Here is a 12773-nt window from a genome sequence, read left to right as displayed (position 1 = left end):
CGCGACCCGCTCCAGCGCGGGGACAATCGGAGAGTTGGACGGCAAGGGTTCCTCTGGCGCGGGAAGTCTAGCACGGCGATTGCGGGGGTCCGGGGAGACTCACGCCGCGTCGGCGAAGCTCCCGCCTGGTCGTGCGCGGCTCTATCTTGGCGGAGGAGGAGGCGGTGGAGGTGGGGGAGTCGGTGGGCGTGTCGGCCCGCCGGTGCGATCCGTGTCACCTCGTGGCATATCGATCCTCTGTCACTCTGTAGGCGTCGGCGGTGGTGGCCACGTTGATCTTCTCGCTGACCTTCACATGAACGTCCATGGGGATGGTCGCCCGCCCAAGTCTCCTGGAGAGCTCCTTGTTCCGTTCCCGGATATCGGAGTCGGTGACCGCTGCAGAGTCGACGTCCAGCCAGAGCTGCCGCCACTCGGTCTCCAGGTCCTGGCATTCCCTCTTGGCGGAGTTGAGCACAGCGATCTTGGTGCCGTAGTCCGACATGAAGTCCCATGTGACCAGAACGGCGATGCCCAGGTTGGGAATCATCTGCCACTGCTCGGGCAGCATGTTCAGGACCGTCGCGACGCTACCCGTTGCGGAAAGCAGCAAGCCAAAGCGCACAGCGCTGTGACGGTTACGGAAGCGCGACTCCATCTTCTCCGCATACCGGGCCATACGAGCAGCGTCCAGCATCTCGCTCCAGACGGCGTGTCGGGTTCCTTCCGTGACGGCCTGCCGCGCGATGCGCTCGTCGTCCATCGGCCCCCTCCTGTTCCAACTCTATACCGACCGCATGGGCAGCGGTCGCTCAGTCGACATCGAGCAGATCGCGCATGGCCAGCGCGTACGGCGCCGCGTCGACCCCGTGCGCGCGGGCGGCCGCCGTCTGCGCGGCGAGGGTGGCGACGGCGCGATCCCGAAACGCGGGGTCGGCCGTGATGGTCGCCAATCGCAGAAGCACGCGCGCCGCCTCGCAATTGACGGCGAACGGTTGCAGCGGCTCCCGCAGCAGACCGATGTCCTCCGGGCCGTGGACGCGGTCGAGGAAACCGCCGCCTCCGCTCGGGTCCCACAGATGCTGGATGGCGAAGTGCATCAGCTCCTGGGCCATGTCGAGATAGACCTCGCGGTCGGTCAGCGCGTGGAGATCGAGCAGCGCCGCGGCGGCCCGGACCTGGTCGGAGAGCAGGCCCCGGACGCCGGTGCGGGAGCCGGACCGGTGGGCGATCCCGCCGCCGCGCTCGTAGGTCCCCGCCACGACGTGCTCCATCGCGTCGACGGCGAACTCCAGCAGCGACGAGTCGCGCAGCGTCTCCGACGCGGCGGCGAACGCACGGGCCATCAGGGCGGTGCCGTCGGCGTAGACGGCACGGTCGACGGCGGGCGGCCCGGCCGCGGGTGCATCCGCCGCCGCCCGCGGCCGGTAGTAGTCGGGGTCGCCTCGCTGGCTGGCGAAGAACCCGGGATGGTCCGGCGCCGGGTCGGCCAGCGTGCGCCGCACGTAGCCGACCACGCCGATGGCCCGATCGAGGCAGCCGTCGTCGTCGGGCAGCAGGAAGAGGCGGAGCGCGTCGGCGTTGACCGCGAGCAGCTTCTCGGTCGCCGGCGCGGTCCAGTCGCGGCGCGCGCAGTAGCGGAACACGCCGCCGTCGAGCTCGTCGTAGAGCCCGCCCCGGACCATGGCCCGGAGCGTGCGTTCGAACACCGCGCCGAACGCTTCGTCACCGTCCCCGGCCCGGCGCCACGCCAGCTCGAGGGCGGCGCCGTGGACCCGCTTGACCCCGTCGCCGAAGCCGCCGTGCTCGTCGTCGAACTGCGCCAGCAGGCGGTCTCCGAGCCAGGCGTCGACGTCGGGATCCGGGGCGGCGGCCGCCGGAACGGCCGGTTGCGCGGCAGACGCTGCGCCGCGCGCGGCGATCGCGTCCCGCTGCTGCTCGAACGCGTCGGCGACGCGCGGGAGCAGGTCCCGCATCCTCTCCGCCGTCGCGTAGGTCTCCCCGCCCAGAACCTGACCGTCCGGGGTCAGGAACGCGGTCGTCGGCCAGGCGCCGAGACCGTAGCGGTCCGCGACGTCGGGGTGCTCGTCCGCGTCCACCCGGATCGGCACGAACCGATCGTCCAGCAGATCGGCGACACCGGTATCGGCATACGCCCCGCGCAGCATCGCGGCACCCGCCGGGCACCAGCCCGGTCCCAGAGCCAGCAACACGGGGACCTGCCCGGCGCGCGCCTCGTCGAAGGCGGCGCGCCCCCACGGCCGCCACTCGACGAGGCAGGTGGTCGCCGCGGGCAACGGCGGCTACTCCTCGGTGATGTCCGCCTGGATGTCGAGCTCGATGCAGCCGGCCACGCTGTTGGCGGCCGGACACCCGGTCGGGTGCCGCTCGACGGCCCGCTCGGCCGCCTCGCGCTTCCCCTTCGGGACCGTGAGGTCGTAGCGGACGCGGATGCGCGTGATGCGCAGCACCTTGTCGATAGCTTCGATGTCGCCTTCGACGGCGGCGGTGATCTTGTCGGGCGGCGCCGGAATGTCGCGCACCTCCAGTGCGCGTGCAAGGGTGCCGAGCAGTCAACCGCCGACGGCGCCGACCATGTAGTCGAGCGTCGCGGGCACGTCCTCGTCCGGCTCCACCCCGTAGAACTTCTTGATGCCCCCGTGCACGCCGAACCGGATCGGCGTGTCGAACCCGTCGAGGAACATCTCGCGGATGGGTCCCTTGACCCGATCTATCCGCATGCGGCTGGTATGTACGACGTCTGGCACGAGCGGCTCCTTCCGCCTCCGGCCGCGATCGCGCGGCGCCGGGCACTTCGCGTCCCCGATGCTACAATCGGGGACCATGCAAGAGTCAAGAATCAGCGTCGTTCTCGTCGTCTTCGCCGCTGCGCTGCTGCTCGCCGGGAGCGCGGTTCCGGCCGGCGCCCAGGCGCCGAGCTTCCAGGCGGAAGAGGGTCCGGAAGGGGTCCGCAACTACACGCGCGTCGACGCCACCGTCGCCTGCGCCGGGGCCACCCCGGTCGAGGCGCTGGCGGTGCTGCAGGAACGGGGCTTCCGCACCATCGTCAACTTCCGGACCCCGGGCGAGCAGGGAGCCAACATCGACGACAGCCGCGCGGCGGCCGAGGCGGCGGGCCTCAACTACGTCCACCTGCCGTTCCGCACGCCGACCGCCGAGATCGCCGAGGCGTTCCTCGACACGGTGGGCGAGCCGGCCAATCAGCCCGTCTACATCCACTGCGGCTCCGCCAATCGGGTGGGCGCGATGTGGCTGATCAAGCGCGTCAAGCAGGACGGCTACTCGGTGGAGGACGCAACCGCCGAGGCAGAAGCGATCGGCCTGCGGAGCGTCCCGCTGAAGAACTTCGCGCTCGAGTACGTCGGCGCGGGCAACTGACGGGCGCCAGATCGACCGCGACACGGTGGCCGACGACACGGCGGGTAGCGGCACCGTGGCCGGCAAGGAACCGGAACGCCTCGGCGACATGGACGCCGAGGCGTTCCGCAACCACGGCCACGCCCTCGTCGACTGGATAGCCGACTACCTGAACCACACCGAGCGCTACCCCGTCCTCTCCCGGAATACGCCGGGCGCGGTGCGCGACGCGCTGCCGCCGTCACCGCCCGACAAGGGCGTCCCCTTCGATGCCATCTTCCGCGACTTCGAGCGCGTGATCCTCCCCGGCGTCACGCACTGGAACCACCCCGGCTTCTTCGCCTACTTCGCCATCTCGGGCGCCGCCGCCGGGGTGCTCGCCGAGTTCCTCTCCGCCGCCCTGAACGTGCAGGCGATGCTGTGGCGGACGTCGCCGGCCGCGACCGAGCTCGAAGAGGTGACCCTCGGCTGGCTGCGGCAGCTCCTCGGCCTGCCCGACACGTTCGAGGGCGTCATCTACGACACGGCGTCCATCTCGAGCCTGCACGCGCTGGCCGCGGCCCGGCACGGCGCGGTGGCCGACGTCCGCACGCGGGGGCTGGCGGGCCGTTCGGACATCGGCCCGTTGCGCGTCTACGCCTCCGAGCAGGCGCACTCGTCGATAGACAAGGCGATCATGACGCTCGGCCTGGGCCACGACGCGCTGGCCCATGTCCCCGCGGACGACGAGTTCCGGATGCGGCCCGAGGCGCTGCGCGAGGCCATCGCCGCCGACCGCGCGCGCGGCGTGACCCCGCTGGCGGTGATCGCCACCGTGGGCACCACCTCGACGACCAGCGTCGACCCGGTCGGCCCCATCGCGGACATCTGCGCGGACGAGGGCATCTGGCTGCACGTCGACGCGGCCTACGCCGGCGTCGCGGCCCTGGTGCCGGAGACGCGGGACGTGCTGGCCGGCTGCGACCGGGCGGACTCGTTCGTCGTCAACCCGCACAAGTGGCTGTTCACGCCGTTCGATCTCAGCGCGTTCTACTGCCGGCACATGGACACGCTGCGCGATGCGTTCTCCCTGACCCCCGACTACCTGCAGACGCTGGAAGCCGTGGAGGTCCGCAACCTGATGGACACCGGCGTGCAGCTCGGCCGCCGGTTCCGATCGCTCAAGCTGTGGGCGATCCTGCGCCACTTCGGGTCGGACGGCATCCGCGAGCGGCTGGCCGAGCACATGCGCCTCGCCCGGCTGTTCGCAGGCTGGGTGGACGAGAGTCCCGACTTCGAGCGGCTCGCGCCGGTCCCGTTCAGCGTCGTCTGCTTCCGGGCGAGGCCGGCAGGTGCGACGGTCACACCGGATGGCGCCGGTACCGACGGCGGGACCTCAGCCGCAGGCGGCGCCGGCGACGCCGCCGGCGATGCCGCAGCGGACAAGCTGAACGAGCGGCTGATCGAGGCGGTCAACGCCACCGGCGAGGTATTCCTGTCCCACACGCGCCTCGACGGGCGCTTCACCATCCGCCTGGCGGTCGGGCACGTGCGCACCGAGGAGCGGCACGTGCGGCGGGCGTGGGAGCTGCTCGACGACAAGCTGCGCGCACTCCGCTGATCGACATCCGCCAGCGCTCGCCCCGACAGCATGTGCACATAAACGCATATGCTGATATGCTCACAGAGAATGAGCATCCGCTGGAGCCTGGTCGTCCCTGATGAAACCGACCGCAGTCTTCGCAGCTACCTGGCCAGAACCGGTGGCAGGAAGGGAGACCTGTCGCGATTCGTCGACCGCGCCGTCCGGCAGGCAATCTTCTGGGAGACCCTCGAATCGATCTGGGAACGCAACCAGCACCTCTCGGCGGACGAGATCCAGGCCCTCGCCAACGAGGCGGTCACGCAGGCCCGGGCGGATCGTGCTTGATACTTGATTCACGCCGTCACGGAGACAGGCGCCACACCGCCCGCCAGCGCGTGGGGTCGCCGCCCGGATCCGGCTCCAGCGCCACCACGCCGTGCGGGGGAAACGCCACGTCCTCGCCGACGCGGCCGAGCAGCCGCCGCAGCAGGCGCGCGATGTGGGGCATGTGGCCGACCAGCAGCAGGTCGCGCGTCTCGCCGGCCAGCCGGTCCGCGAGGATGTCGGAGGGATCGGCGGGCTGCAGGCCGCGCACCATCGTGAACGCGGCCAACGGATTGCAGGCCAGCCGAAACGCCTCGCCGGTCTGGCGCGCCCGCAGCTTGCCGCTGTGCCAGATCTCGACCGGGGCGACGCCGCGCCCCGCCGCTTCCCGCGCAAGCCGCTCGACCGCCGCACGGCCGGCCGCGGTCAGCGCCCGCTGCGCGTCGACGCTCGGGTCCGCCGCCTCGCCGTGGTGGACCAGGTAGATCACTATCCTTCGATCCCCCGCCAGTGGGCGCTGGTCCAGACCTCGAACCGCAGCAGCGCAAGCACCGTCACCACCTCGAGGCGCCCGATCCACATGGCGGCGATCAGCGTCAGCTTGCTGATCGGGTGCAGCCCGGCGTAGCTGGACATCGGCCCCACCTCGCCGAAGCCGGGTCCGATGTTGCCCAGCGTGCCGGTGGTGGCCGTCACCGCCGTCTCCAGGTCCGCCCCGAAACCGATGACGACCGCCGTGCAGACCGCGAACATCAGGACGTAGAACAGGAAGAACACCAGGACCGAGCGGATCACCTCGTCGGGAACGACCTTTCCGCCGAGCTTCACCGGCAGGACGCCGCGCGGATGGAGCGTCCGCCGCAACTCCAGCAGCGTGAAGCGCCCCACCAGCATGTGCCGCAGCACCTTCGGTCCGCCGGCCGCCGAGCCCGCGCAGCCGCCGATGAACATCATGGCCAGCAGCACGAGCTTGGTCCGGTCGTTCCACAGGTCGAAGTCGGTGGTCGCGTAGCCGGTCGTGGTCAGGATCGACAGCACCTGGAACGCCGCCCGGCGCAGCGGCGCGCCGTCGCCCTCCACGATCCACAGCAACAGGGCCAGGGAACCGGCGGCCAGTGCGACGATGCCCACATAGGCACGGAACTCGTCGTCGCGGAACAGCGCGCCGGGCCGGCCGAGCAGCGCCCGGTACTGCAGCGCGAAGTTGGCCCCGGCAAGAAACATGAAGAGGCAGATGATCCACTCGATCAGGGCGCTGTCGTAACCCATGACCGACTGCGCGTGGGGCGAGAAGCCGCCCGCCGCGAGCGTGGTCATGGCGTGGCACACCGCGTCGAACCAGGGCATGCCGGCCAGGCCGAGCGCGACCACCTCGGCCGCGGTAAGGCCCGCGTAGAGGCGCCAGAGCGACGCCGCGGTCTTGCGGATCTGCGGGGCCAGCTTCTCCTCGGTCGGCCCCGGCGCCTCGGCGAAGAACAACTGGCGCACCCCCACCGCGAGTCGCGGCAGGACGGCGACGACGAGGGTGATGACCCCCATGCCGCCGATCCACTGCGTCATCGCCCGCCAGAAGAAGAACCCCCGCCCCGGCGCCTCGAAGTCGGTCAGGATGGTCGCGCCGGTCGCCGTGATGCCCGACATCGCCTCGAACAGCGCGTCGATGACCCCGAAGCCGACCCACAGGTAGGGGATCGAGCAGAGCACTGCGAACAGCAGCCAGACGCCGGCCACCACCGACAGCGCCTCGATGCGGCGCAGATCGTCGTCGGCGCCGCGCGAGATGCCGAGCAGCGTCTGCCCGATACCGCCGCTGACGACGCCGCCGAGCACGAAGCCCGGGATGTCGGTCCATTCGCCGTAGAAGGCGGCGACCAGAGCCGGCGCGGCGAAGGCGGCGCCGAACAGCCGGCAGATGCGGCCGGCGACCTGGGCGATGTTGATGAAGCGCATGAACCGCCGTTCAGCCCCGCACGAACAGGTCGCGCACGCCCCGGACGGCGGCGTCCTTGCAGCAGACGAGCAACCGGTCGCCTCCCGCTATCCGGTCGTCGCCGCGCGGCACGAGGACCTCGCCGGCGCGCAGCACGGTGCCGATGATGGAATCCCGCGGCAGGCGCAGGTCCTTCACCGCGGTGGGCAGGAACCCGGCCGGCGTGGTCAGCTCCACGACGCGGGCCTGCCCCTCCTGCAGGATCGCGAGCAGGCTGGCGCGCCCGCTGTCGATCTGGTGGACCACCGACGTCACCGCCGCGCCGCGCGCGGACAGCGCGACGTCGATGCCGACCCGCTCGAACAGGCGGTGGTTGGACGACTTGCTGACGCGCGTAATCACCTTGCCGACGCCGAGCTGCCGCCCGAGCAGCGAGGCGAGCAGGTTGCGCTCGTCGTTGTCGATGACCGAGACCAGGACGTCGCTGCGGCCGATGTCCTCCGACTCCAGCAGCTCCAGGTCGGTGCCGTCCCCCTGGAGGATGAGGGCGCGGCCCAGCGTCGCCGCGAGCAGCTCGCCGCGGGCCGGATCCCGCTCGATGACGCAGAGCCGAATGCCGTCGGCGCGGTCGAGGTGCTGCGCCAGGCGGTAGCCGACGTCGCCGCCCCCGATGATGGTCACGAGCTGCGACGCGGCGTCCCCCGCGCCGGGGGCCATCAGGGTGCGGAGCTGCGCCATGCCGTCGCGGTTGCCCATCAGGACCACCTTGTCGCCCGGCTCCAGACGCGTCTCGCCGCGCGGGATCGAGGTGGAGTGCTCGTGCTTCACCGCGATGATGACCACCCCCGCCGGCAGGTCGAGCGACGCCACCGGCGGTCCGACCAGCGGCGAGGCGGCGTCGAGCCGGTACTCCAGCAGCTCGATGCGACCGCCCGCGAACACCTCGGCGTCGGTCGCCCCCGGCGCCATGATGATGCGCTCGATGTCGGCGGCCAACTCCGCTTCAGGCCAGATGATCTCGTCGATGCCGAAGTGCCCGTGCAGGCCGTCGGCGCCGCCGACGAGCAGGTCCTCGCGGGTGGCGAAGCAGATCGTCCGCCGCGCGCCCAGCTTGCTGCCGAGCGCGCAGGCGACGATGTTGATCTCGTCGAGCTGCGCCGACGCGACGAGCAGCTCGCAACGCGCGACCCCCGCCCGCCGCAGCACGTCCGGGTTGGCGCCGCTGCCGGCCACGAACTCCACGTCGGCGTCGGCGAAGCGCTCGCCGACCAGCGGATCCGAATCGACCACGAAGACGTCGTGCGCCGGACCGAGCGCCTTCGCCAGCGGATACCCGATGGCGCCGCCGCCGATGATGATGATGTGCATCCGATCGCCGCCGCTGAACGCTCGTGTCGGCCGCAGCGCGCCGTTTCTTCAATCCTACTCCCCGAAACGCCCCCGACGGCCGGGACCGGATATACTCCCGCCCCATGGATGCCGCCACCCTGTCGCTCGGCGCCCTGGCGATCGCCATCGTGGTCAGTTGCACGATCCGGCTCCACGTCGGGTTCCTCGCCATCTCCCTCGCCTGGGTGGTCGGCGTCTACATCGCCGACATGAGCGCCGCCGAGGTGATGAGCGGGTTCCCGACCCGGCTGTTCCTGACCCTGGCCGGCGTCACGCTGCTCTTCTCGCAGGCGCAGGCCAACGGCACGCTCGATCTCATCGCCCACAAGGCGGTCCTGCTGTGCCGCGGCAACGTCGGCGTCATGCCGATGATGTTCTTCGCCCTCTCGTTCGTGCTCGCCTCGATCGGGCCGGGCAACATCGCCTCGGTCGCCCTGATGGCGCCCATGGGCATGGCCGTCGCCGGGCAGGTCGGCATCCCCGCGTTCCTGATGGCGATCATGATCGGCAACGGCGCCAACGCCGGCTCGCTCTCCCCCATCGCCCCGACCGGCGTCATCGTCAACGGCGTCATGGACGAGATCGGCCTCGGCGGCTACGCGCTGTCCACCTACCTCAACAACATGATGGCGCACGCGGTGGTCGTCTTCGCCGCCTACTTCCTGCTCGGCGGCTGGAAGCTGCTGGGGCGGTACCACGAGGGCGCCCTGGTCGTCCCCGGGCGGGACGCCGGCGACGGCGCCGAGGGCAAGACCACGGCCGACGACTTCGGGCGCGAGCACTGGATCACCATCGGCGTCATCGCCGCCCTGCTCGTGGGCGTGATCCTGTTCGGCGTCGACGTGGGGCTCGGCGCGTTCGGGTGCGCCATCATTCTGGCGCTGCTCAAGGCGGGCGACGAATCCGAGGCGGTCAAGATCATGCCCTGGCGCGTGATCATGATGGTCTGCGGCGTCACCGTCCTCATCTCGGTCCTCGACGAGACCGGCGGCCTGGAGCTGTTCACCCGCGTGCTCGCCGGCGTGTCGACCGCGAACACGGTGACCGCGGTCATGGCGTTCACCACCGGCTTCATCTCCATCTACAGCAGCACGTCGGGGGTCGTCCTGCCGGCGTTCCTGCCCACCGTGCCGGGGCTGGCCGAGCAGGTCGGCGGGGTGGACCCGCTGGCCATCGCCTCGTCGATGAACGTCGGGGCGCACCTGGTGGACGTCTCCGCGCTGTCGACCCTGGGGGCGTTGTGCATGGCCGCGGCGCCGAAGTCGGAGGACCCGCGGAAGCTGTTCAACAAGCTGATGGCGTGGGGCCTCTCGATGACCATCGTCGGCGGGTTCACGTGCTGGCTGCTGTTCACGGTGCTGCGGATCGGGATCGGGTAGGGGCCGCCATCCCGGAGCGCTTACGCCGCGCATCCCGCGCGGCAAGTCCCATGATTCAGGATCTCAAGATCTCGAACTTCAAGTGCTTCCAGGACGTGCATCTCCGCGACCTCGGCCGGTTCAACGTCATCGTCGGCCGCAACGGCGGCGGCAAGACGGCCTTCCTGGAAGCGCTCTTCCTGCTCGCCAGTGTCGGACCGGAGCTGGCGCTCAAGATTCGACGCATGCGCGGTCTTGGAGACAGCGTCTCCATTTCTGCGGAACGCGGGTCCTTCGAGTCCTTGTGGCGGGACCTGTTCTTCGATTTCGATCAGACATCCACCATCGCGCTGCGTGCCGTGGGGACCGATGAGAACACCCGGTCGCTGAACGTGTCTTACGGTCCACCGGCGAGCGCCACCCTGCCGTTTGGGAAGGGATCGGTCGAAGAACACGTGCGGCACGCTGCAATCGACTTCGAATACGGACTCGCCAACGGCGACGCCGTCAGGTGCCAGTCGGCGCTTACCGGTCAGGGTTTGTCATTCGGAACGGTGGTCGAGACTTTCCCGGCGATCCTCCTGTCCCCGGTGCTCCGCGAGGGCCCGGAACACAACGGTCAACGATTCTCCTCGCTGAGCAAGAAGGGAGAACACGAGGCCGTCGTCTCGGCCGTCCGCAAGCAGTTCCCCTTCATCGAAGGACTGAGCGTCGAGTACCACGGCGGCACCGCCATGGTTCACGCGAAGCTTCGCTCCGTGCACGAAAAGGTGCCGCTGCCGCTGGTCTCCGACGGCATCAACAAGATGCTGTCCATCCTGCTCGCCGTGCATCACTTCTCGCGCGGGATCATCCTCATCGACGAGATGGAGAACGGCCTGTACTTCGATCTCATGCGCCGTGCGTCAGCGGCGATCCTGCACTCCGCCCGGGAATCGAACACCCAACTGTTCGCAACGACCCACAGTCTCGAGTACTTGCGCGCGTTGCTGCCGGTCGTCCGGGAGCATCCCGACGAATTTCGCCTGCTGCGGACCACGAAGGACAACGGAGCCAGCGCGATCGACTGCTTCGACGGCCAGCACTTCGCGGCCGCTCTGGAAGAAGGCCTCGAGATCAGGTAGTCGGGCATCATGGCCGACACGGAAGGGAATCCGTTCCGTTTCGACGACCCGGTCTACGTGCTCTGCGAAGGCCCCGCGGACGTGCGTCTGGTCAGACGATTGCTGCGCCGCGAGAAGCTGGACGGTTTCTCAGTGAACTACGCGCAGGGTTACGAGAGGTTCGCGAGGCACGTCCAGGGGCTCCGAACGAGCTCTGATTGGCGGAAGCTGAGACGACTCCTGATCATCGGCGACAACGACACCAAGCCGGCGGCACGGTGGAAGAACGCGCACGACGCGCTCACGCTGGAAGGACTGCCCGCCCCGGGGCGCCGCCCCGGGGCGCCATGCCGACATCGCCGAAGGCACGCCGTCCACAGGCATCTTCATGATTCCCCGTGCGGACACCACGGGGGCTCTGGAGACGTTGCTCATGGACGCCATCCTCCGGGAGCGCAACGACCTTGCCGACTGCCTGCGGCGACTCGACGAATGCCCCGCGACCGATTGCGACGAATGGGACGCCGTGAAGCGTGCAAAGATGCAGTTCCAGACCGCGGTCGCCATCACGTGCAGGGATGACCCGAGCGCCGGCGCGGCGCACATCTGGTCGAAGACACACAATCCGATTCCGGTCACGAGCCCGGTATTCGACGAACTGGCCGAGTTCCTTCGACGCGCAGCAAAGATGTAGTCCGAGAGGGTTTATTCGAAACAGGCGCAGCCGTGACCCCCGTTACCCCCGTGACTCCCGACAACGTGCGAGCTCGCTTCCGGGACTTGCAGGTCTGGCAGCGCAACGGGCAGCGCGCACCCCACAAGTGCCTCCTCGTATTGTGGGCCATCGGACGCTGCCTGAGCGGCGAAAGCCGCATGGCGTCCTACCGACTAGTCGACGAGCGGCTCGGCGAGTTGTTGCGCGAATTCGGACCGCCGCGAAAGGCCGTGCATACGGAGTTCCCGTTCTGGCGCCTGCAGCATGACGGCGTGTGGGAGCTCGACCGTACCGACGGCATTTCCGTCACCAGCAGCGGCGACGCCCACAAGACAGCACTCCTTCGGGCCAACGTCCACGGCGGCTTGATCGAGAACATCTACGAGACACTCCGCGCGAATCACCGACTCGCGGCCGCGGTCGCGAGCGACCTTCTGGCCGCACATTTCCCGGACAGCCAGCACGACGAGATCCTCCAGGCCGTCGGTATCGATCCCGAGTTTGCGGCCGGGAAACGCCGCACGATGAGAGACCCCGGCTTCCGTGCGGTGGTGCTGCGGGCCTACGAGTACCGCTGCGCGGTCTGCGACTTCGATGTCCGCATCGGGGCGCGCTCGGTAGCGCTCGACGCCGCCCACATCAAGTGGCATCAGGCGGGTGGACCGGACGAGATTCGGAACGGCATCGCGCTCTGTGTCCTGCACCACAAGCTGTTCGACGCAGGCGCCTTCACGATCTCGCAACCTGTCGACGGCAACGTGGTCCTGGTGTCCGAGGCAGTCGTCGGCACCACCGGATTCAAGGAGTCGCTCGGCCGTTTCCACAAACGACCCATCCGCATTCCGATTCGCGACACGTATCGTCCCGAGGAGCGGTTTCTCGCGTGGAACCTCCGCGAGGTCTTTCATTCTCCCTGGCGAGCATGACTGCCGCTGGCCATGCGGGTCGGTCCTTGTCTTCTACAGGCAGCCCTACCGAAAGGGTGCGGCTCTTTCTCGTCGGGGGTCCAGAGAGGTCCATGGGGCTTCTGGGA

At 69.5% G+C, this 12773-nt stretch carries 13 protein-coding genes; 7 read left to right on the top strand and 6 right to left on the bottom strand.

The window, feature by feature from the left end:
* Positions 1-214 precede the first annotated feature (214 nt).
* The 3 genes from F4X11_19095 to F4X11_19085 are packed head-to-tail and all read right to left on the bottom strand — an operon-like array spanning position 215 to position 2552.
* Positions 215-742: a hypothetical protein gene (locus F4X11_19095; GenBank protein MYN67110.1), complete on the bottom strand. Its 528-nt coding sequence runs from the start codon at positions 740-742 to the stop codon at positions 215-217.
* 49 nt (positions 743-791) lie between these two features.
* Positions 792-2276, bottom strand: a complete 1485-nt coding sequence (locus F4X11_19090) for a thioredoxin domain-containing protein (GenBank protein ID MYN67109.1) — start codon at positions 2274-2276, stop codon at positions 792-794.
* A gap of 6 nt (positions 2277-2282) precedes the next feature.
* The gene (locus tag F4X11_19085) at positions 2283-2552 is read right to left on the bottom strand and encodes a hypothetical protein (protein ID MYN67108.1); all 270 of its coding nucleotides are present in this window, start codon (positions 2550-2552) and stop codon (positions 2283-2285) included.
* A gap of 79 nt (positions 2553-2631) precedes the next feature.
* Here F4X11_19085 and F4X11_19080 point away from each other — a divergent pair, with 79 nt between their 5' ends.
* The 3 genes from F4X11_19080 to F4X11_19070 all read left to right on the top strand — a co-directional run bounded on the left by F4X11_19080 (position 2632) and on the right by F4X11_19070 (position 5266).
* The gene (locus F4X11_19080; GenBank protein MYN67107.1) at positions 2632-3378 is read left to right on the top strand and encodes a hypothetical protein; all 747 of its coding nucleotides are present in this window, start codon (positions 2632-2634) and stop codon (positions 3376-3378) included.
* Between the two features lie 88 nt (positions 3379-3466).
* Positions 3467-4957: an amino acid decarboxylase gene (locus F4X11_19075; protein ID MYN67106.1), complete on the top strand. Its 1491-nt coding sequence runs from the start codon at positions 3467-3469 to the stop codon at positions 4955-4957.
* Between the two features lie 69 nt (positions 4958-5026).
* Positions 5027-5266, top strand: coding sequence for a hypothetical protein (locus F4X11_19070; protein ID MYN67105.1), 240 nt, complete (start codon positions 5027-5029; stop codon positions 5264-5266).
* A gap of 16 nt (positions 5267-5282) precedes the next feature.
* Here the strand turns inward: F4X11_19070 and F4X11_19065 are convergent, their stop codons facing one another.
* From F4X11_19065 to trkA, 3 genes are read right to left on the bottom strand one after another with little or no spacing between them, the layout of a single operon-like run.
* A complete protein-coding gene (locus F4X11_19065) occupies positions 5283-5735 on the bottom strand; it encodes a phosphohistidine phosphatase SixA (protein MYN67104.1) in 453 nt (150 codons plus the stop codon).
* Positions 5735-7195: a TrkH family potassium uptake protein gene (locus F4X11_19060; GenBank protein MYN67103.1), complete on the bottom strand. Its 1461-nt coding sequence runs from the start codon at positions 7193-7195 to the stop codon at positions 5735-5737. The genes F4X11_19065 and F4X11_19060 overlap by 1 nt, the downstream gene beginning before the upstream one ends.
* A gap of 10 nt (positions 7196-7205) precedes the next feature.
* Positions 7206-8543, bottom strand: coding sequence for a Trk system potassium transporter TrkA (trkA, locus tag F4X11_19055; GenBank protein MYN67102.1), 1338 nt, complete (start codon positions 8541-8543; stop codon positions 7206-7208).
* A 104-nt stretch (positions 8544-8647) separates the two neighbouring features.
* Between trkA and F4X11_19050 the strand changes: the two genes are divergently transcribed.
* From F4X11_19050 to F4X11_19035, 4 genes are all read left to right on the top strand, one after another.
* Complete coding sequence (locus F4X11_19050; protein ID MYN67101.1) at positions 8648-9943, top strand: C4-dicarboxylate ABC transporter; 1296 nt, start codon at positions 8648-8650, stop codon at positions 9941-9943.
* A gap of 50 nt (positions 9944-9993) precedes the next feature.
* The gene (locus F4X11_19045) at positions 9994-11046 is read left to right on the top strand and encodes an AAA family ATPase (GenBank protein ID MYN67100.1); all 1053 of its coding nucleotides are present in this window, start codon (positions 9994-9996) and stop codon (positions 11044-11046) included.
* A 412-nt stretch (positions 11047-11458) separates the two neighbouring features.
* A complete protein-coding gene (locus F4X11_19040; protein ID MYN67099.1) occupies positions 11459-11719 on the top strand; it encodes a hypothetical protein in 261 nt (86 codons plus the stop codon).
* A 50-nt stretch (positions 11720-11769) separates the two neighbouring features.
* Complete coding sequence (locus F4X11_19035; GenBank protein ID MYN67098.1) at positions 11770-12666, top strand: restriction endonuclease; 897 nt, start codon at positions 11770-11772, stop codon at positions 12664-12666.
* Positions 12667-12773: the final 107 nt, after the last annotated feature.

It is taken from the genome of Acidobacteriota bacterium, from assembly GCA_009861545.1.
In the GTDB taxonomy this organism is placed as follows: Bacteria; Acidobacteriota; Vicinamibacteria; order Vicinamibacterales; family UBA8438; genus WTFV01.
This window is presented reverse-complemented; position numbering and strand designations above follow the sequence as displayed.

Coding starts and splice junctions, on each gene's coding strand:
- F4X11_19040 (MYN67099.1), top strand. CDS start 11,459: ATGGACGCCATCCTCCGGGAGCGCAACGACCTTGCCGACTGCCTGCGG.
- F4X11_19080 (MYN67107.1), top strand. CDS start 2,632: ATGCCCCCGTGCACGCCGAACCGGATCGGCGTGTCGAACCCGTCGAGG.
- F4X11_19095 (MYN67110.1), bottom strand. CDS start 742: ATGGACGACGAGCGCATCGCGCGGCAGGCCGTCACGGAAGGAACCCGA.
- F4X11_19050 (MYN67101.1), top strand. CDS start 8,648: ATGGATGCCGCCACCCTGTCGCTCGGCGCCCTGGCGATCGCCATCGTG.
- F4X11_19045 (MYN67100.1), top strand. CDS start 9,994: ATGATTCAGGATCTCAAGATCTCGAACTTCAAGTGCTTCCAGGACGTG.
- F4X11_19060 (MYN67103.1), bottom strand. CDS start 7,195: ATGCGCTTCATCAACATCGCCCAGGTCGCCGGCCGCATCTGCCGGCTG.
- F4X11_19075 (MYN67106.1), top strand. CDS start 3,467: ATGGACGCCGAGGCGTTCCGCAACCACGGCCACGCCCTCGTCGACTGG.
- trkA (MYN67102.1), bottom strand. CDS start 8,543: ATGCACATCATCATCATCGGCGGCGGCGCCATCGGGTATCCGCTGGCG.
- F4X11_19070 (MYN67105.1), top strand. CDS start 5,027: ATGAGCATCCGCTGGAGCCTGGTCGTCCCTGATGAAACCGACCGCAGT.